The organism is Pseudomonas lurida (assembly GCF_013522705.1).
Taxonomy (GTDB): domain Bacteria; phylum Pseudomonadota; class Gammaproteobacteria; order Pseudomonadales; family Pseudomonadaceae; genus Aquipseudomonas; species Aquipseudomonas quebecensis.
In genome coordinates this window covers 37,436-55,720 of the sequence record NZ_JAAMRE010000024.1, presented here as the reverse complement: position 1 = coordinate 55,720, position 18,285 = coordinate 37,436, and the positions used below count along the sequence as shown (strand labels likewise).

Here is an 18,285-nt window from a genome sequence, read left to right as displayed (position 1 = left end):
CCGATGCAGACGACTCGATCTCAGGTGATCGGCGCCGGGTTGAACAAGGTAATGTCGTTGTGCAGCTTGTGATGCTCCGCCCACGTTTTCTTCTTGCCGCTGGCCACGTCCAGGTAGAAGTGAAACAACTCCCAGCCCAACTCCTCGATACTCGCGCGCCCGGTGGCGATGCGCCCGGCGTCGATGTCGATGAGGTCCGGCCAGCGTTGCGCCAGTTCCGTACGGGTCGATACCTTCACCACCGGCGCCATCGCCAGCCCATAAGGCGTGCCACGACCGGTGGTAAATACATGCAGGTTCATCCCCGCCGCCAGTTGCAACGTACCGCACACAAAATCGCTGGCCGGGGTGGCGCAGAAAATCAGGCCCTTGCCCTTGAAGCGCTCGCCAGGGCCCAGCACGCCGTTGATCGCGCTGCTGCCGGACTTGACGATGGAGCCCAACGACTTCTCGACAATGTTCGACAACCCGCCCTTCTTGTTGCCCGGCGTGGTGTTGGCACTGCGGTCCGCTTCGCCCTTGGCGAGGTAACGGTCGTACCAGTCCATTTCTCTGACCAACTCTTCGGCCACTTCCTTCGTCTGTGCGCGAGAGGTCAGCAGGTAGATGGCATCACGTACTTCGGTGACTTCGGAAAACATTACCGTCGCGCCCGCCCGCAGCAGCAAATCCGAGGCGTAGCCCAGGGCCGGGTTGGCGGTGATGCCGGAAAACGCATCGCTGCCGCCGCATTGCATGCCCAGGATCAGCTCGGACGCCGGCACGGTTTCCCGGCGGCGCTGGTCGAGCTTCTTCAAGCGCACTTCGGCCAGTTCCATGATCTGCTCGATCATCTCGGTGAAGCCGTGGCTGGAGTCCTGCAGCCGATACAGCCACGGCTCGCTCAAATCGACGGAACTGTCGTTGTCGTGCATCACCTGGCCGGCCTGCAGTTTCTCGCAGCCCAGGCTGATCACCAGGGCTTCGCCGCCCAGGTTCGGGTTGCGCGCCAGGTTGCGCACGGTACGGATCGGAATGTAGGCATCCGTCGCGGTGATCGCCACCCCGCAGCCATAACTGTGAGTCAGCGCCACCACGTCATCGACGTTGGGGTACTTGGGCAGCAACTCCTCCTTGATGCGCTTGACCGCGTGGTCCAGCACCCCGGTTACACACTGCACCGTGGTGGTGATGCCCAGGATATTGCGCGTGCCGACAGTGCCGTCGGCATTGCGGTAACCCTCGAACGTGTAGCCCTCCAGCGGCGCCTGGCCCTCGGGCACCTCGGTGGACAGCGGCAAGCTGTCCAGCGGTGGCGCGGTAGGCATGCGCAGTTGATCTTCCTGGACCCAACTGCCACGCGGAATCGGCGCCAGGGCGTAACCGATGGTCTGTCCGTAGCGAATAATCTGACCGCCTTCGGGGATATCCTCCAGGGTCACTTTATGGCTCTGGGGGATGAAATCCACGGTCACCAGGCCGTCCGGGAACTCGGTCCCGGCCGGTACACCCTGGTCGTTGACCACGATCACTACGTTGTCGCGCTCGTGCAGGCGAATGGAGCGCGGCGAGTCGGCATGTTCAATCAACTGCATCACAGGGCCTCTCAGGAATGCGCTTCGGTTAGGTTGGTCAACTCAGGCCCTTTGCTTGGCGGCTCTTTGAGTACGACACGCTTGATCGGGCCGACGATCACCAGGTAGCTGAACACCGCCACCAGCGCGTTAGCGCCGACAAACACCAGGGCCCACTTGAACGAACCGGTGGTACTGATGATGTAGCCGATGACAATCGGTGTGGTGATCGACGCCAGGTTACCGAAGGTGTTGAACAGGCCGCCACTGAGACCGGCGATTTGTTTCGGCGAGGTGTCAGACACCACCGCCCAGCCCAGTGCGCCAACACCCTTGCCGAAGAAGGCCAAGGCCATGAAGCCCACCACCATCCATTCAACGTCAACATAGTTGCACGCGATGATGCTGCTGGAGACCAGCAGGCCGGCAATGATCGGCGCCTTGCGGGCGAAGGTCAGCGAGTGGCCTTTGCGCAGCAGGTAATCGGAAATCACCCCGCCGAGCACGCCGCCGATAAAGCCGCAGATCGCCGGCAACGAGGCGATGAAACCGGCCTTGAGGATGGTCATGCCACGGTCCTGCACCAGGTACACGGGGAACCAGGTCAGGAAGAAGTAGGTGATGCCATTGATGCAGTACTGGCCGAGGTACACGCCAAGCATCATGCGGTTGGTGAGCAACTGACGGATGTAATCCCACTTCGGCCCGTCGGTTTTCTTACCCTTGGCTTTGTCCTGGTCCATATCGACCATCGCGCCATTGGCGGCGATGTGATTGAGCTCGGCCTCATTGATCATCGGGTGCTGACGCGGGCTGTGGATCACTTTCAGCCAGATCAGCGAGAACACGATACCGATCGCGCCCATTACGATGAACACGTGCTGCCAGCCGAAGCGGTAGACGATCCACCCCATCAGCGGCGCGAACAGCACCGTGGCGAAGTACTGCGCCGAGTTGAAGATCGCCGAAGCCGTGCCGCGCTCTGCGGTCGGGAACCAGGCGGCCACGATCCGCGCGTTCCCCGGAAAGGACGGCGCTTCGGCCAGGCCTACCAGGAAGCGCAGCATAAACAGCGCGACCACGGCGGTGGAGACACCGAACTCACCGACATAGCCTTGCAGCACGGTGAACAGAGACCAGGTGAAGATGCTCAGGGCATAGACTTTTTTCGAGCCGAACCGGTCCAGCAGCCAGCCACCGGGGATTTGCCCGGCCACATAGGCCCAACCGAATGCGGAGAAGATATAACCGAGGGTGACCGCGTCGATGCCGAGGTCTTTTTGCAGGCTGGAGCCCGCGATGGCGATGGTGGCCCGGTCGGCGTAGTTGATCGTGGTCACCACAAACAGCATGAGCAGGATCAAATAGCGGACGTGGGTCGGCTTGGTCGCTTGCATGTAGAAGTACTCCCACTAATTATTTTTTTTGCGGGTAATGGTTTTCTGTTTTTGTCGTGGGGTCCGGCACGCATCCGGCCCCCACTGGGTGTTGCGTATTACGAACCGATGTAGCTGGTTTTCACCACGGTGTAGAACTCTTGCGCATAGCGACCCTGCTCACGCGAACCATAGGACGACCCCTTACGGCCACCGAACGGCACGTGGTAATCCACGCCGGCGGTCGGCAGATTGACCATCACCATCCCGGCCTGGGAGTGACGCTTGAAGTGGTTGGCATACTTGAGCGACGTGGTGGCGATACCGGCCGACAAGCCGAACTCGGTGTCGTTGGCCATGGCCAGCGCCGCCTCGTAGTCGGCTACGCGCACCACGTTGGCCACCGGGCCGAAGATTTCTTCGCGGCTGATGCGCATGGACGCTTCGCTGTCGGCAAACAACGTCGGCGCCAGGAAGTAGCCCTCGGTGTCGCACGTCACCAGGCCGCCACCGCTGACCAGCCGCGCGCCTTCGCTCTGGCCGATATCGATGTACTTCATGTCCTGGTCCAGTTGGGCCTGGGACACGACTGGACCGATATCGGTGCCGCTCTTGAGGGCGTGGCCGACCTTGATCGACTTCATGCGCTCGGCCATGGCCGCGACAAACTGGTCGTGGATGCCGGCGGTCACGATCAAACGGCTGGACGCCGTGCAACGCTGGCCCGTGGAATAGAACGCGCTCTGCACCGCCAGCTCCACCGCTTGCTTGAGGTCGGCGTCGTCGAGAATGATCTGCGGGTTCTTGCCGCCCATTTCCAGCTGCACTTTGGCCTGGCGCGACACACAGCTGACCGCGATCTGGCGACCCACACCGACGGAACCGGTGAAGCTGATACCGTCGACTTTCGGGCTGTTGACCAGCACATCACCGACCACACGGCCGCTGCCCATCACCAGGTTGAACACACCGTCCGGGAAACCGGCGCGAGAGATGATTTCCGCCAATGCCCAGGCACAACCCGGCACCAGCTCGGCGGGCTTGATCACCACGCAATTGCCGTAGGCCAGGGCCGGCGCGATTTTCCACGCAGGAATGGCAATCGGGAAGTTCCACGGCGTAATCAGGCCAACCACACCGAGGGCTTCGCGGGTGACTTCGACGTTGACGCCCGGACGCACCGACGGCACGTAGTCGCCGGACAAGCGCAGGCATTCGCCAGCGAAAAACTTGAAGATATTACCGGCGCGGGTCACTTCACCGATGGCTTCGGGCAAGGTCTTGCCTTCTTCACGGGCCAGCAACGTGCCGAGCTCTTCACGGCGAGCGAGGATTTCGCTGCCGACTTTATCCAGTGCATCGTGACGTGCCTGGATACCCGAGGTGGACCAGGCCGGGAACGCGGCGCGGGCGGCGTCGATAGCGGCGTTGACTTGAGCGACATCAGCCTTGGCGTATTCGCCGATGACATCGGACAACTCCGACGGGTTGATGTTGGTGCAGTAGTCAGCACCGGCCACCCACTGACCATTGATGTAGTTTTCAAAACGCTTGGATTGGGACACGAATCTTCTCCTGACGCAAAAGGCCGCTGATTGCTCAGCGGCCTTGTAAATGTCTTATTGCGGGCCTTGCTTATCGATCAGCGTGGCCAGGGCTTCGTATTCTTCCGGCAACAGATCGGTCAGCGGCGTGCGCACCGGGCCTGCGTCGTAACCGGCGATTTTTGCACCGGCCTTGACGATGCTCACGGCATAACCGGCTTTGCGGTTACGAATGTCCAGGTAAGGCAGGAAGAAGTTGTCGATGATCTTGCCGACGGTGGCGTGATCATCCCTGGCAATCGCGTGGTAGAAGTCCATCGCGGTTTTCGGGATGAAGTTGAACACCGCCGAGGAGTACACCGGCACGCCCAGGGCCTTGTAGGCCGCGGCGTAGACTTCTGCAGTCGGCAGGCCGCCAAGGTAGCTGAAACGATCACCGAGGCGGCGACGGATCGACACCATCAGCTCGATGTCGCCCAGACCGTCCTTGTAGCCAATGAGGTTCGGGCAGCGCTCAGCCAGGCGTTCCAGCAGCGGCGCCGTCAGGCGGCAGACGTTGCGGTTATAGACCACCACGCCGATCTTGACCGATTTGCACACCGCTTCAACGTGGGCGGCAACCCCGTCCTGGCTGGCTTCGGTGAGGTAGTGCGGCAGCAGCAGCAGGCCTTTGGCGCCCAGACGTTCGGCTTCCTGCGCATATTCGATAGCCTGGCGCGTCGAACCGCCGACACCCGCGAGGATCGGCACGCTGGTGGCGCAGGTATCAACGGCAGTCTTGATCACTTGAGAATATTCGCTGGCAGCCAGGGAAAAAAACTCACCGGTGCCGCCTGCGGCGAACAAGGCTGTAGCGCCGTAAGGGGCCAGCCATTCCAGGCGCTTGATGTAACCCGCCTGGTGGAAATCGCCCTGGGCGTTGAAATCGGTCACGGGGAAAGACAGCAGACCGTGAGAGAGGATGGACTTCAGTTCTTGTGGATTCATTATTCGAACACCCTGGGTAAAGACTTTCTGTCGAAAGATTGTTGTTGGTTTTGATGATGTCGTACGTCATCGTACAACTATAAAAGTATTCGTCAACTGCAATTCATCGACCGTGGCGTTGCGCCATGTTTATACGAGGCTCCTTGACGTAGGACATTTATCCTCTAAGCTCGCAATGGCTGTATATCCATACAGCATAAAGGGAAAATTCCTACGACATAGCAAGGAGCTAACATGTCCGGTTCTACACTCGCGGCACCCGAAAAAAAATCACCCCTGCTGCGCTTCGAAGGTGGGGAACACACCGCCATCGGCGATGACACACTGTTGCGTTTCGCCAAAGACGCGGCGGCAATTCCCGCACGCCAAGTCCTGCTGCACCTGCCCAACGGGCTTGCCCTGACCTACGGCCAAGTGATCGCCCTGGGTGGCGATTTCTATGGCATCCCCGGCCATCCCATCAGCGATGGCGCCTCCCCCGCCGAACGGGTGCAACGATTTACGGCCGCCTTCAATTCCCTGGCAGTGCTGCCGGCCTCACGGGAAGAAGCCGGCAAGATCCTCGCGGTGATGCAAAAGGAGATCAACGCGGTCAACCAGGCCATCAAGGACGGCAAACAGCCCCATGACGCGTATGACGCCCTGGGGGATAGCTTGTCCGAGGAATGGAACCGCATCACCGGTGGCGGCAGCGCGGTGTCGGCGCTGATTCCGCTGGGTCGCTACCTCAAGCTGGCGGCGGACAATGCCGACCATTTCGGCGAATGGGCACTGTCGGCCTACCTCGCCGGGCATACCGCAGCGCTGCAACAAGCCGTGGTGGCCCATCAAACCGGCACCGATCAGGCGCTGGAACTGGCCTACGCCATGAACAGTTTTGCCGATCACTTTTTGACCGATCTGTTTTCCGCCGGCCACCTGCGCGTCCCGCGCAAGCAACTGGCCGCCGTGGTCACACCTGGCGATCTCGGTTCGCTGATCAGCCGTTTCATGCATGACGAAGACAGTAAATTCGGACTCAAGGTGCGCAACGCCATGGGCGACGAATGGCACGCCTACGGGGACAAACGCTACTTCGATGACATCGACGCGGCCAATCGGGTCCAGGTCAAGCGCGCGGTGCAAGCCTCGGCGGACGAGATCTTCGAGACGTTTATCAGCGGCACCGCGCCCTCCCCGGCCACTTTCAAGGCGCCGCTGTACGTGCCGGACCTGAACGCCGCGCAGAACCCGGCGAACAACTTTTCACCGTTGTTCAAGATGGAAGGCGACAAGGTGGCGAGGCGCAAGGACGTGAATGACCTGAACGACAAGCACTGGACGAATGACTGGTGGGGATGGAGTACGTATTTGTTGCTCAAGGACTACACGCCGAATGCTCCGGCTTGAAGAATGCCGTTTGTCGAAACTGTGATTTTTAACAGTTACGTGGGATCAAGACGAGGGGGATAACACGCCTCAAGGGCAGTGCAAGCAGCTCTTGAGGCAAATTTTTACAACCACCCCGATACCAAGGAGAACCCAACATGACTCTAGCCCCTCCTATCCTCAAGCCACAAGCCGACAAAGGTAGAATCAGGCTGGCAGAGCTTCCAGAGGCATTGAGCCTGAGCATCACTGATAAGTTAGCGCTTAATTCGCAGGTTTACGCGTTCATCCTGACCGACCCAATACAAGACCCTGAATTTCCAACGTGGTCCGGTTATGACATGCGTCGGCTCAACACCAGTGAATGGCGCGTTTCGCCCGATGATCCGGAAGATGGGGACTTCTTCCCTCTCAGCGATCTTAAAGTAACCATTCCCAAGGAGACACTCGCGAACTACCTTGGCAAAACCATTCACGTGGGTTACTCGACCCGAGGTGAATCCGGCGTAGAGAGCTCATCGACTATTCCACTGACTATCACATCGCGCAGGACCGGAATGCGCACGATATGTCACATCAACTCCATGACTAAGCTGCCGGGCAATGTCGACAATCCCCAGTATTTTGAGCTCGAAGCAGCCGCGAATGTCGGAGATTTCATTTATTTCAGCCTGGCAAACCTATGGGTTCTCGTCAAAGGCAGGTATTTTTTCATGGGAGAGGACATCGACGACCAGACGCTGATACTAGAGACCTTGGTCACCGAGCCCCCCACTGATATTCGGCCACCGGCGTGATCAGACAGCCCTTTCAGCCTCTTCATGAGCATGGCGCAGCCGCTCGCGACTGTTGGTCAGGTGCAAACGCATGGCCGCTCGTGCCGCGTCCGAATCCTGGCGGGCAATCGCCTCGTAGATTTCTTCGTGTTCGCGGCTCAGGCGGTCCATGTAGTGTTGCTGATCATCATGGGCCAGGCGCGCGGAGTTCAGGCGGGTACGCGGAATGATGCTGGTGCCCAGGTGGGTCATGATGTCGGTGAAGTAGCGGTTGCCGGTGGACAAGGCAATTTCCAGGTGAAAAGCAAAGTCCGATGCAACCGCATCGCCCGCGTGCGCGGCGCTCTCGTTCAGCGCATCGAGTGCCGCGCGCATGGCCGCCAGTTGCTCATCGTTGCGACGTAACGCGGCGAGGCCGGCGGATTCCACTTCCAGGCTGATACGCAACTCCAGAATGGCCAGTACATCGCGCAACGTCACCACGGTGGCAGGATCAATGCGAAAACCACTGGGGCTGGGCGTATCGAGTACAAAGGTGCCGATGCCATGGCGCGTCTCGACCTGCCCTGCCGCCTGCAGGCGCGAGATGGCTTCGCGCACCACCGTGCGGCTGACCCCATGGGCTTCCATGATGGCCGACTCGGTAGGCAGTTTATCGCCACGCTTGAGTTGGCCATCGCGGATTTGCTCGGACAACACCGTGACCAATTCCTGGGCAAGGCTGCGGCGCTTGCGGGGAAGACGAGGGGCGGTGTTGGCGTTTTCCATGATGGATCATCTTTCTCGGCGAACTTGAGCACGCATCATAGCCCATGGCGGTTGTACGATCACCGTCCAGTCACGACTTTCATCCCTATCCAGCGCGCAAAAAAATGCCCCGACACAGATCGAGGCATTTTCTTCAGACACGTCCCGGGACGTAACGGCTTACTTGACCACCTTCAGGCTTGGCCGGCCGCTGGGACGCGGTGGCTCGGTACCCGGCGGTGGCAGATCATCACCGTCTTCACTGTCGATCGTTTCGTCATCCTCGAAAGGCGACTCCAGATCGAACACCATGCCTTGCCCATTCTCACGGGCATAGATCCCGAGAATGGCGCCAATCGGCACATAGAGCGTATGCGGCACACCACCGAAACGCCCTTCGAAACTAACGGCTTCGTTGTCCATATGCAGATGACGCACCGCACTGGGCGACACGTTCAGCACAATCTGTCCGTCACTGGCAAAACCCTGCGGTACCTGAACCGCAGGAAATTCGGAATTGACCAGCATGTGCGGGGTGCAATCGTTGTCCACAATCCACTCATAGAGCGCGCGGACCAGGTAGGGTCGACTGGAGTTCATCAGCGGCTCCTTAAGCCTTAGCGCATATCGCGTTCGACACCAGACAGACTCGCCTGGAAAGCCTCACGCGCAAACTGGCGCTCCATGTAATCAAGCAACGGCTTGGCCGGCCGTGGCAGTTCAATGCCCAGAATCGGCAAGCGCCAGAGTATGGGTAATAGGCAGCAATCGACCAGGCTTTGTTCCTCACTGAGGAAAAAAGGCTTGTCGGCGAACAATGGCGAAACGCCGGTCAGGCTTTCGCGCAATTCCTTGCGCGCCACAACACGGGCCGCCTCTTTGCTGCGCGAATCCAGGATCACATCCACCAGCCCGCACCAGTCACGTTGGATCCGATGGATCAGCAGGCGGCTGTTGGCACGCGCCACCGGGTACACCGGCAACAAAGGCGGATGAGGGTAACGCTCATCCAGATATTCCATCACCACGGTTGACTCCCACAACGCCAGGTCACGATCGACCAGGGTGGGCAAGCTGCCGTAAGGGTTCACTTCGATCAGTTTCGGTGGATGGCGTCCTGCCTCCACACTGATGATCTCGGCGCTGACACCCTTCTCTGCGAGCACGATGCGTACTCGGTGGGAATAGTGGTCGGCGGGGTCGGAGTAACAGGCCAACCGATTGGTCACGCCCATGGCGGTCCTCCTCGCTTGTTGAAATTATCGAAAGCTCAAAAACGAGCGCGCCCAGAGAGCCTCTCTGCAGGACCTGATGACAGATCGCTACGGTTCAGAGAGGCCGCTGGGCGCGCAAGATTAACAGCAATTGCTTACGGTTGGATCAATGCACATCCTTCCAGTATTCGCGTTTGAGCAGATAGGCGAATACAAAGAAGAAAGCCAGGTACAACAATACATAGGTACCGATGCGCTGATGCTGCAGTTTAACCGGGTTGGCCGAGTAAGCCAGGAAGGTCACGAGGTTCTTGACCTTCTCGTCAAACTGCTCCTCGTTAAGCGCGCCGGTCTTCGGCACGATGGTCAGTTGATCGCAGGCCTCATGGGTCAGAGGCGTTCCGGTCAACGGATCATATTGCTTCTTGCCGTTCTCAACGACCTGAACCTGCTTGCATCCTACCACTTGGCGACCCTGCAGGCCGACCAGAACGTTAGGCATGCCCACGTTCGGGAAGACTTTGTTGTTCACACCCCAGGGGCGCGTCGGATCTTCGTAGAATGATTTGAGGTAGCCGTAGAGCCAATCGGTACCGCGCACACGAGCGACCAGTGTCAGGTCGGGCGGTGCGGCGCCGAACCAGGCCTTGGCATCGGCGGGTTTCATCCCGATATTCATGTGGTCGCCGATCTTGGCCCCTGTGAACACCAATTTCTCCAGCATCATCTCGTGAGGGATGCCCAGGTCATCGGCGACTCGCTCATAGCGCTGGAACTTGGCGCTGTGGCAGCCCATGCAGTAGTTGGCGAACGTCCGCGCACCGTCCTGCATGGCGGCTTTGTCGGACACGTCAATGTCGACCTTTTCCAGTTCCGGGCCGCCATGTTCGGCAGCGAAGGACAGCAGCGGCAGTGCCGCAAGCATTAATGCAACGAATAATTTTTTCATCAGCCAGTCACCCTTTCCGGAACCGGTTTGGTCTTCTCGAGCCGGGTATAGAACGGCATCAGAATGAAGTAGGCGAAGTACAGGAAGGTGCAGACCTGCGACAGCAACGTCCGTTCAGGCGTTGGCGCCAGCACACCCAGGACACCCAGGATCACGAAGGCGATACAGAACACCCACAGCCAGATCTTGCTCAGCCAACCCTTGTAGCGCATGGACTTGACCGGGCTTCGGTCGAGCCACGGCAGCACGAACAGCACCGCGATGGCCGCACCCATGGCGATTACGCCCATGAGTTTGTCGGGGATCGCCCGCAGGATCGCGTAGAACGGCGTGAAGTACCAGACAGGCGCGATATGCTCAGGTGTCTTGAAGGCGTTCGCCTGTTCGAAGTTAGGCTTCTCCAGGAAATAACCGCCCATCTCCGGGAAAAAGAACACGATCGAGCAGAATACGAACAGGAACACGACCACGCCGACAATGTCTTTGACGGTGTAGTAAGGGTGGAACGGAATGCCATCCAGCGGGATGCCGTTCTCGTCCTTGTGCTTCTTGATATCCACGCCATCGGGGTTGTTGGACCCCACTTCGTGCAGCGCCAGGATGTGCAGTACCACCAGGCCCAGGATCACAATCGGCAGGGCCACTACGTGCAAGGCGAAGAAGCGGTTCAGGGTGATGCCGGAGATCAGGTAGTCACCGCGGATCCACTGGGTCAGGTCGTTGCCGATCACGGGGATCGCGCCAAACAGCGAGATAATCACCTGAGCGCCCCAGTACGACATCTGGCCCCACGGCAGCAGATACCCCATGAAGGCTTCGGCCATCAGCGCCAGGTAAATCAGCATGCCGAAGACCCATACCAGCTCGCGGGGCTTCTGGTAGGAACCGTAGAGCAGGCCACGGAACATGTGCAGGTAGACCACGATGAAAAACGCCGAAGCGCCGGTGGAGTGCAACAGACGCAGGATCGAGCCGTACTCGACGTCGCGCATGATGTATTCGACCGAGGCAAACGCCTCTTCCGCCGACGGGTTATAGCTCATCGTCAACCACACGCCGGTGACGATCTGGTTGACCAGCACCAGCAGTGCCAGGGACCCGAAGAAGTAGAAGAAATTGAAGTTTTTTGGGGCGTAGTATTTGCTGAGATGGTCTTCCCACATTTTAGTGGCGGGGAAACGCGCATCCACCCAATCCATGAACTTGCTCATCACGCGTTCTCCTTATCGAGGCCAATGACAATAAGGTCGTCAGTTTCGTAGGTGTGCGGTGGCACGGGCAGGTTCAATGGAGCAGGCTGAGACTTGTAGACACGACCGGCAAGGTCATAGTGAGAACCGTGGCACGGGCAGAAATACCCGCCGACCCAGTCCTTGCCCAGATCGACAGGGGCTACTTCCGGGCGGAAAGTAGGTGAGCAACCCAAATGGGTACACAGTCCGACCAGCAGCAGAATCTCTGGCTTGATCGAACGGGCTTCGTTTTTGGCGTAGGCGGGTTGGTCGGATTTCTCGGATTTCGGGTCAGACAGCTGGCCTTCGATCTTTTTCAGATTTCCCAGGATTTCCTCGGTACGACGAACAATGAATACCGGCTGGCCGCGCCATTCAGCAATCATCTGCTGGCCTGGCTCGATCTTGCTGACATTCACTTTCACCGGTGCACCTGCGGCTTTCGCCTTGGCACTGGGAAACCATGACCCCACGAACGGGACCGCAGCCCCCACCGCTCCTGCAGCACCCACCACGGATGTGGCTGCTACCAAGAAGCGACGCCGGCCTGCATTCACGCCGTCATTGCTCATTCAGTCCTCTCCCATCAGCTTTTTGGCCTGTTAAATCAGGCGTCTACTAAGTATTAAATCTGAACTTATAAAAATTTTGCCGAATGGTAATGAAAAGCCCCACCTCTGACAAGGGAATTACCCGGAGCTCCGGCTCCAGGCCTTGTAGTATAGGGGGTCTACGGATGTGGCAAGTTGTCACGGCGATTTTTATGCACAAATCGCGGGCAATAAAAAACGCCCAGCTCCGTAAGGAGGCTGGGCGTTCTTGTGGAACGTAAAGCGAATTAACGCTTCGAGTACTGCGGACGCTTACGCGCTTTACGCAGACCGACTTTCTTACGTTCTACTTCACGGGCATCACGAGTCACGAAGCCAGCTTTGCGCAGAGCGCCACGCAGGGTTTCGTCGTACTGCATCAGAGCGCGAGTGATACCGTGGCGGATTGCGCCAGCTTGACCACTTACACCGCCACCGATAACGGTGACGTAGATGTCGAACTTTTCAACGGTCTCGGTCAGTTCCAGCGGCTGACGAACTACCATGCGGGCAGTTTCGCGGCCGAAGAAGTTGTCCAGGGAGCGGTTGTTGATCGAGATGTTACCAGTGCCCGGACGCAGGAAAACGCGTGCGGTTGCGGTTTTGCGACGGCCAGTGCCGTAATTTTGAGTCGCCGACATAATGAACTATTCCGTTAAAACTTCAGTTCTTGGGGCTGCTGAGCAGCATGAGGGTGGACAGCGCCCGCATAGACTTTCAGCTTGCGAAACATATCGCGACCCAGTGGGCCCTTCGGCAGCATGCCTTTGACCGCGATTTCGATCGGGGCTTCAGGCTTCTTGGAAATCAGGCCTTCAAAGTTGGAAGACTTGATACCGCCTGGGAAACCGGAGTGACGGTAGTACATTTTGTCTTGCGCTTTGTTGCCGGTAACACGTACCTGCTCAGCGTTGATGATCACGATGTAGTCACCGGTGTCAACGTGAGGGGTGTACTCAGGCTTGTGCTTGCCACGCAGACGGCTGGCGACTTCAGTGGCCAGACGACCCAGGGTCTGACCAGCGGCGTCGACGACAAACCAGTCGCGCTGAACTGTTTCCGGTTTTGCAGTAAAAGTTGTCATTCTTTAATAGCCTCAGGGGCCGCCCTGTAAATTAGACGGCGGATCTTACTGAATAGTGCGTACTTTGACAAGTCAAAGGCAGCCGGATACAGACGCTATCGGGGGCTCGGGTCAGCGCGTCCGTTCAACGGCAAGATTCTTCGGCAGGCGGCGCATCACTTCCACTGCAGAAAGAGGTGGGCAATTATGCAGATTGCGAAAAAAAATTCAACCTGCTTTTATGATTGTTTTCCCCGACAGGAGTACCCGATGGATTATCGACAGCTGGGCCGTACGGATCTGAACGTGAGCGCGATAGCCTTGGGCACCATGACCTGGGGCGAGCAGAACAGCGAGGCAGAGGCCTTCGCGCAGATTGAGCGAGCCAAGGCCGCGGGGATCAACTTCCTCGACACCGCGGAAATGTACCCGGTGCCTCCCAAGGCCGATACCTATGCCACCACCGAACGCTACATCGGTCGTTACTTCAAGAGCCGTGGCGACCGCGCCGACTGGATCCTGGCCAGCAAGATCGCCGGCCCCGGCAACACCATCGACTACATCCGCGACGGCCACCTGCGCCATAACCGCAAACACATCGTCGACGCACTGGACGCCAGCCTCAAACGCCTGCAGACCGACTGGATCGACCTGTACCAGTTGCACTGGCCGGAGCGCAGCACCAACTTCTTCGGCCAATTGAGCTACAAGCACAAGGACGAAGACGACCTCACGCCGCTTGAGGAAACCCTCGAAGCGCTGGACGAACAGGTCAAGGCCGGCAAGATCCGTCACATCGGTCTGTCCAATGAAACCCCGTGGGGCACCATGAAATTCCTGGCCCTGGCCGAAGCCCGGGGCTGGACGCGCGCGGTGTCGATCCAGAACCCGTACAACCTGCTCAACCGCAGCTTTGAAGTGGGCCTGGCGGAAGTCGCGATTCGCGAACAATGCGGCCTGCTGGCCTACTCGCCCCTGGCGTTCGGCATGCTCAGCGGCAAATATGAAAACGGTGCTCGCCCGGCTAAGGCGCGCCTGACCGAATACAGTCGTTTCAGCCGCTACTTCAACCCGCAGTCGGAGGCGGCGTGCAGCCGTTATGTGGCACTGGCGCGTGAGCATGGCCTGGACCCGGCGCAGATGGCATTGGCATTTGTGACCCAGCAACCGTTCGTGACCAGCAACATTATTGGCGCAACGTCGCTGGAGCAACTGGACAGCAACATCGCCAGTGCAGATCTGAAGCTGTCGAAGGAAGTACTGGAAGGGATTGAGGCGATTCAGAAGGATCATCCGAATCCGGCGCCTTGATCGATCTGTAGACCGCTATCGGGGGCAAGTCGAATCGTCGCACCGCCCCTCCCACACTTGGAATGCATTCCAATGTGGGAGGGGGCTTGCCCCCGATGACGCATTCAAGACCAGCAAAAAATCAAAGCGACCGCGCAATAATCTCCTTCATGATCTCGTTGGTCCCCGCATAAATCCGCTGCACCCGCGCATCCGCCCAGGCGCGGGCAATCGGGTACTCCCACATGAACCCGTAGCCGCCGTGCAACTGCACGCACTCGTCGAGCACCTTGCATTGCAGGTCCGTGGCCCAGTACTTGGCCATCGCCGCCGTAGGCACATCCAGCTTGCCTTCCAGGTGTAACGCCATGCACTGGTCGACGAATACACGGCCGACCTGAATCTCAGTAGCCATCTCGGCCAGTTTGAAACGGGTGTTCTGGAAGTCGGCGATCGCCTTGCCGAATGCCTTGCGCTCACGGGTGTATTGCAGGGTCCACGCCAACGCCGCCTCGGCGGACGACAACGCGCCAATCGCCACGGTCAGGCGCTCCTGGGGCAATTCCTGCATCAGGTAGGCGAAGCCCATGCCGGCCTGGCCCAACAGGTTTTCCTTGGGCACCCGCAGATCCTGGAAAAACAGCTCCGAGGTGTCCTGGGCCTTCATGCCCACCTTCTCCAGGCGCTTGCCCTTGGCGAAGCCCGGCGTATCGGCCTCTACCAGAAACAGGCTGGTGCCCTTGGCGCCGGCCTTGGGGTCGGTCTTGGCCACCACGATCACCAGGTCGGCGAGATAGCCGTTGGTAATAAACGTCTTGGAGCCGTTGATCACATACTCATCGCCATCAAGCACGGCGCTGGTCTTGACCCCTTGCAGGTCGGACCCGGCGCCGGGTTCGGTCATCGCAATGGCGGTGACCATCTCGCCGCTGATCAATTTGGGCAGGTATTTATGCTTCAGCGCCTCACTGCCGTAATGCAGGATGTACGGCGCAACAATGTCCGAATGCAGGGAGAACCCGATCCCGGTCAGGCCCAGCCGGCCGATCTCCTCGATCACCACGGCGCTGTAGAGAAAGTCAGCGTCGAGGCCGCCGTAGGCTTGCGGCAGATGAGAGCACAGCAAGCCCGCCTCCCCCGCCTTTCTCCACAGGCTGCGGTCGATATAGCCCTGCTTTTCCCATTGGCCATGGAAAGGCACGGCGTCTTTTTCGAGAAAAGTGCGCACGCTCTCGCGAAACAGTTCGTGGTCTGGACTGAACAAGGTTCTCGGGATCATGGGGCACCTGTGTGGATTGTCGGACAAGAACGAACCCACAGAGCCTATGCCGCCCAAGCGTCACGGGACACTGGACACATGCGACAAAAAATAAGACGATCCAGCCGTCTGGTGACCACTTTCCCCTATAAGAATAAATGAAATTATGTCTAACCAAATCTCCACGCCGTTGCGGCGCGTCAGCATTCTGGCCATTGATCGGGTATTCGCGTCCACCCTCATGCAAGCCAAGGATTTCTTTCACCTGGCCAGCCTGCGCTATGGCAAGCAGCAAGGCCTGGGTCTGACCCCGGCGTTCGAAACGCGTCTTGTCAGCCCCGATGCAAAATCGGTGTGCAGCTTCAGTGATGTGATCATGCCGGTGGATGGCGGCCTGGAAGACGCCGACATCATCGTTCTACCGGCCTTCTGGGATGACTTCGACGCCCTGTGCGCCCGCTACCCCCAAGTGTTGCCCTGGCTGCGCGAACAACACGCACGCGGTGCCGTGTTGTGCGGCGAAGCCACCGGGGTGTTCTGGCTCGCCGAAGCCGGCCTGCTCGATGGCAAGGAGGCGACCACCTACTGGCGCTTCTTCAACGCCTTCAGCGAACGCTTCCCCAAGGTCCAGCTCAATCAGGACAAACATCTCACCGACGCCGACAACCTCTACTGCGCCGGCGGCACCACCTCGGCCTGCGATCTCTATATTTATCTGATCGAACGCTTCTGCGGCGCCAATATCGCCCAGGCCGTGGCACGCGACATTCTCTACGAAGTGCAGCGCAGCTATTCACCTGGCCGCATTGGCTTTGGCGGGCAGAAACTGCACCAGGATGTGATCATCCTGCAGATCCAGCACTGGCTGGAAGAGCACTTCGCCGACAAATTCCGCTTCGAAGATGTCGCCCGGGAACACGGTATGAGCATCCGCAACTTCATGCGTCGCTTCCAGACCGCCACCGGGGACAAGCCGCTGCATTACCTGCAGCGCCTGCGCATCGAAACGGCCAAGGGCCTGCTCTCGGGCAGTCGCAAGAGCATCAAGACCATCAGCTATGAGGTGGGTTACGACGATGCGAGTTTCTTTGCGCGGTTGTTTCGCCAACACACCGAGCTATCGCCGAACCAATACCGCCAGCAATTCCAGCAGGCTGCGTAAGCCAATGTGAGAGGGGGCCAAGCCCCCTCTCACACTTAGGGTTTGTGCCCGCGCGAGAGGAACTCGTGGGACTGCATCTCCAGCAAACGGCTGAGGGTGCGCTGGAATTCGAAGTTCAAGCGACCGCCGGTGTAGAGGTCCTTGAGTTCCACTTCCGCCGAGATGATCAGCTTGACGTTGCGGTCGTAGAACTCGTCGACCATGTTGATAAACCGGCGCGCGATGTCGTCGGTGGTCACGCTCATCTGCTCCACGCCGCTGAGGATCACCGCGTGGAAGATCTTGCCCAGTTCGATGTAGTCGTTCTGGCTGCGCGGGCCGTCGCAGAGTTGGCGGAACTCGAACCAGGCCACGTCATCGCAGGTGCGCAGGGCGATGATTTCGCGATTTTCGATCACCAACTTATCGTTTTCCACCGCCTGGGTGCATTCCGGCGTCAGGGCACGGAAGCTCTTGCGCAGACTTTCGTGAGCCGCTTCGTTCAGCGGAAAATGGTACAGCTCCGCCTGCTCGAGGTGACGCAGGCGATAGTCGACGCCGCTGTCCACATTGACGATTTCAGTGTGCTGCTTGATCAGCGCGATTGCCGGCAGGAAGCGCGCGCGCTGCAGACCATCCTTGTACAGACCGTCAGGCACGATGTTCGAGGTGGCGACCAGGGTTACGCCGTTCTTGAACAGCTCTTCCATCAAGGTGCCAAGAATCATGGCATCGGTAATGTCGGAGACGAAGAATTCATCGAAACAGATCACCCGGGCTTCCTGGGCAAAGCGCTTGGCGATGATAGTCAGCGGGTTTTTCTCGCCCGGCAGCGTCTTCATCTCTTCGTGCACGCGCTTCATGAAGCGGTGGAAGTGGGTGCGGACTTTTTCCTTGAACGGCAGCGCTTCAAAGAAGGTGTCGACCAGATAAGTCTTGCCACGGCCCACGCCGCCCCAGAAATACAGGCCTTTGACCGGCGTATGGTCTTTCTTGCCGAACAGCTTGCTGAGCATCCCTGGCTTGCTTTGCGAAGCTGCAAGCAGGTCCTCGTACAGGCGCTGCAAATGACGCACCGCATTTTCCTGAGCCGCGTCGTGGAAGAACTCAGGGCGTTTCAGATCAGCTTGATATCGTTCTAGGGGCGTCATAATTTCGTTAGCAAGGCAACAAAAACGGGCCGTCACTGTAACGACG

The 18,285-nt window shown here is 58.9% G+C and carries 18 protein-coding genes; 4 read left to right on the top strand and 14 right to left on the bottom strand.

Annotation, left to right across the window (positions count from 1 at the left end; translation table 11 throughout):
• Positions 1 to 20 precede the first annotated feature (20 nt).
• From garD to kdgD, 4 genes are all read right to left on the bottom strand, one after another.
• Positions 21 to 1,574, bottom strand: a complete 1,554-nt coding sequence (garD, locus tag G7025_RS18815; RefSeq protein WP_034111764.1) for a galactarate dehydratase — start codon at positions 1,572 to 1,574, stop codon at positions 21 to 23.
• Between the two features lie 11 nt (positions 1,575 to 1,585).
• Positions 1,586 to 2,950 carry an MFS transporter gene (locus G7025_RS18810; RefSeq protein WP_181080611.1) on the bottom strand — a complete coding sequence of 455 codons (1,365 nt, stop codon included), beginning with the start codon at positions 2,948 to 2,950 and terminating at the stop codon, positions 1,586 to 1,588.
• A gap of 98 nt (positions 2,951 to 3,048) precedes the next feature.
• Complete coding sequence (locus tag G7025_RS18805; protein ID WP_181080610.1) at positions 3,049 to 4,494, bottom strand: aldehyde dehydrogenase family protein; 1,446 nt, start codon at positions 4,492 to 4,494, stop codon at positions 3,049 to 3,051.
• A gap of 54 nt (positions 4,495 to 4,548) precedes the next feature.
• Entirely contained in the window at positions 4,549 to 5,460 is a 912-nt protein-coding gene (gene kdgD, locus G7025_RS18800) for a 5-dehydro-4-deoxyglucarate dehydratase (protein ID WP_181080609.1), read from the bottom strand.
• A gap of 234 nt (positions 5,461 to 5,694) precedes the next feature.
• On the opposite strand from kdgD, the gene G7025_RS18795 reads away from it, so the two are divergent.
• Both G7025_RS18795 and G7025_RS18790 read left to right on the top strand, forming a co-directional pair.
• The gene (locus G7025_RS18795) at positions 5,695 to 6,849 is read left to right on the top strand and encodes a phospholipase (RefSeq protein WP_181080608.1); all 1,155 of its coding nucleotides are present in this window, start codon (positions 5,695 to 5,697) and stop codon (positions 6,847 to 6,849) included.
• Between the two features lie 137 nt (positions 6,850 to 6,986).
• Positions 6,987 to 7,625 (top strand): hypothetical protein, encoded by a 639-nt coding sequence (locus G7025_RS18790; RefSeq protein WP_181080607.1) that lies wholly within the window; start codon positions 6,987 to 6,989, stop codon positions 7,623 to 7,625.
• Here the strand turns inward: G7025_RS18790 and G7025_RS18785 are convergent, their stop codons facing one another.
• The 8 genes from G7025_RS18785 to rplM all read right to left on the bottom strand — a co-directional run bounded on the left by G7025_RS18785 (position 7,626) and on the right by rplM (position 13,420).
• The gene (locus G7025_RS18785; RefSeq protein WP_181080606.1) at positions 7,626 to 8,372 is read right to left on the bottom strand and encodes a FadR/GntR family transcriptional regulator; all 747 of its coding nucleotides are present in this window, start codon (positions 8,370 to 8,372) and stop codon (positions 7,626 to 7,628) included.
• A 159-nt stretch (positions 8,373 to 8,531) separates the two neighbouring features.
• The gene (locus tag G7025_RS18780) at positions 8,532 to 8,951 is read right to left on the bottom strand and encodes a ClpXP protease specificity-enhancing factor (RefSeq protein ID WP_181080605.1); all 420 of its coding nucleotides are present in this window, start codon (positions 8,949 to 8,951) and stop codon (positions 8,532 to 8,534) included.
• 17 nt (positions 8,952 to 8,968) lie between these two features.
• Positions 8,969 to 9,586, bottom strand: a complete 618-nt coding sequence (locus G7025_RS18775; protein WP_032886246.1) for a glutathione S-transferase N-terminal domain-containing protein — start codon at positions 9,584 to 9,586, stop codon at positions 8,969 to 8,971.
• Between the two features lie 145 nt (positions 9,587 to 9,731).
• On the bottom strand, positions 9,732 to 10,514 hold the full coding sequence (locus tag G7025_RS18770; RefSeq protein ID WP_181080604.1) for a cytochrome c1: 783 nt from the start codon (positions 10,512 to 10,514) through the stop codon (positions 9,732 to 9,734).
• Positions 10,514 to 11,725 carry a cytochrome b gene (locus tag G7025_RS18765; RefSeq protein ID WP_034095878.1) on the bottom strand — a complete coding sequence of 404 codons (1,212 nt, stop codon included), beginning with the start codon at positions 11,723 to 11,725 and terminating at the stop codon, positions 10,514 to 10,516. The genes G7025_RS18770 and G7025_RS18765 overlap by 1 nt, the downstream gene beginning before the upstream one ends.
• Positions 11,725 to 12,318, bottom strand: coding sequence for a ubiquinol-cytochrome c reductase iron-sulfur subunit (gene petA, locus G7025_RS18760; protein ID WP_034095877.1), 594 nt, complete (start codon positions 12,316 to 12,318; stop codon positions 11,725 to 11,727). The genes G7025_RS18765 and petA overlap by 1 nt, the downstream gene beginning before the upstream one ends.
• Positions 12,319 to 12,584: 266 nt before the next feature.
• Entirely contained in the window at positions 12,585 to 12,977 is a 393-nt protein-coding gene (rpsI, locus tag G7025_RS18755; protein WP_002555064.1) for a 30S ribosomal protein S9, read from the bottom strand.
• Positions 12,978 to 12,991: 14 nt separating this feature from the next.
• Positions 12,992 to 13,420, bottom strand: coding sequence for a 50S ribosomal protein L13 (rplM, locus tag G7025_RS18750; RefSeq protein ID WP_003171742.1), 429 nt, complete (start codon positions 13,418 to 13,420; stop codon positions 12,992 to 12,994).
• 249 nt (positions 13,421 to 13,669) lie between these two features.
• Here rplM and G7025_RS18745 point away from each other — a divergent pair, with 249 nt between their 5' ends.
• Positions 13,670 to 14,710, top strand: coding sequence for an NADP(H)-dependent aldo-keto reductase (locus G7025_RS18745; RefSeq protein ID WP_181080603.1), 1,041 nt, complete (start codon positions 13,670 to 13,672; stop codon positions 14,708 to 14,710).
• Positions 14,711 to 14,831: 121 nt separating this feature from the next.
• On the opposite strand, the gene G7025_RS18740 is transcribed toward G7025_RS18745, so the two are convergent.
• Positions 14,832 to 15,968, bottom strand: coding sequence for an acyl-CoA dehydrogenase family protein (locus tag G7025_RS18740; protein ID WP_181080602.1), 1,137 nt, complete (start codon positions 15,966 to 15,968; stop codon positions 14,832 to 14,834).
• A gap of 244 nt (positions 15,969 to 16,212) precedes the next feature.
• On the opposite strand from G7025_RS18740, the gene G7025_RS18735 reads away from it, so the two are divergent.
• Complete coding sequence (locus tag G7025_RS18735) at positions 16,213 to 17,109, top strand: GlxA family transcriptional regulator (RefSeq protein WP_181080651.1); 897 nt, start codon at positions 16,213 to 16,215, stop codon at positions 17,107 to 17,109.
• Between the two features lie 35 nt (positions 17,110 to 17,144).
• On the opposite strand, the gene zapE is transcribed toward G7025_RS18735, so the two are convergent.
• Positions 17,145 to 18,239: a cell division protein ZapE gene (zapE, locus tag G7025_RS18730; RefSeq protein WP_181080601.1), complete on the bottom strand. Its 1,095-nt coding sequence runs from the start codon at positions 18,237 to 18,239 to the stop codon at positions 17,145 to 17,147.
• Positions 18,240 to 18,285 lie beyond the last annotated feature (46 nt).

Bases quoted from the DNA above. Each gene is read 5' to 3' on its own strand.
- garD (WP_034111764.1), bottom strand. From the start codon at position 1,574: ATGCAGTTGATTGAACATGCCGACTCGCCGCGCTCCATTCGCCTGCAC.
- G7025_RS18810 (WP_181080611.1), bottom strand. From the start codon at position 2,950: ATGCAAGCGACCAAGCCGACCCACGTCCGCTATTTGATCCTGCTCATG.
- kdgD (WP_181080609.1), bottom strand. From the start codon at position 5,460: ATGAATCCACAAGAACTGAAGTCCATCCTCTCTCACGGTCTGCTGTCT.
- G7025_RS18795 (WP_181080608.1), top strand. From the start codon at position 5,695: ATGTCCGGTTCTACACTCGCGGCACCCGAAAAAAAATCACCCCTGCTG.
- G7025_RS18790 (WP_181080607.1), top strand. From the start codon at position 6,987: ATGACTCTAGCCCCTCCTATCCTCAAGCCACAAGCCGACAAAGGTAGA.
- G7025_RS18785 (WP_181080606.1), bottom strand. From the start codon at position 8,372: ATGGAAAACGCCAACACCGCCCCTCGTCTTCCCCGCAAGCGCCGCAGC.
- G7025_RS18780 (WP_181080605.1), bottom strand. From the start codon at position 8,951: ATGAACTCCAGTCGACCCTACCTGGTCCGCGCGCTCTATGAGTGGATT.
- G7025_RS18775 (WP_032886246.1), bottom strand. From the start codon at position 9,586: ATGGGCGTGACCAATCGGTTGGCCTGTTACTCCGACCCCGCCGACCAC.
- G7025_RS18770 (WP_181080604.1), bottom strand. From the start codon at position 10,514: ATGAAAAAATTATTCGTTGCATTAATGCTTGCGGCACTGCCGCTGCTG.
- G7025_RS18765 (WP_034095878.1), bottom strand. From the start codon at position 11,725: ATGAGCAAGTTCATGGATTGGGTGGATGCGCGTTTCCCCGCCACTAAA.
- petA (WP_034095877.1), bottom strand. From the start codon at position 12,318: ATGAGCAATGACGGCGTGAATGCAGGCCGGCGTCGCTTCTTGGTAGCA.
- rpsI (WP_002555064.1), bottom strand. From the start codon at position 12,977: ATGTCGGCGACTCAAAATTACGGCACTGGCCGTCGCAAAACCGCAACC.
- rplM (WP_003171742.1), bottom strand. From the start codon at position 13,420: ATGACAACTTTTACTGCAAAACCGGAAACAGTTCAGCGCGACTGGTTT.
- G7025_RS18745 (WP_181080603.1), top strand. From the start codon at position 13,670: ATGGATTATCGACAGCTGGGCCGTACGGATCTGAACGTGAGCGCGATA.
- G7025_RS18740 (WP_181080602.1), bottom strand. From the start codon at position 15,968: ATGATCCCGAGAACCTTGTTCAGTCCAGACCACGAACTGTTTCGCGAG.
- zapE (WP_181080601.1), bottom strand. From the start codon at position 18,239: ATGACGCCCCTAGAACGATATCAAGCTGATCTGAAACGCCCTGAGTTC.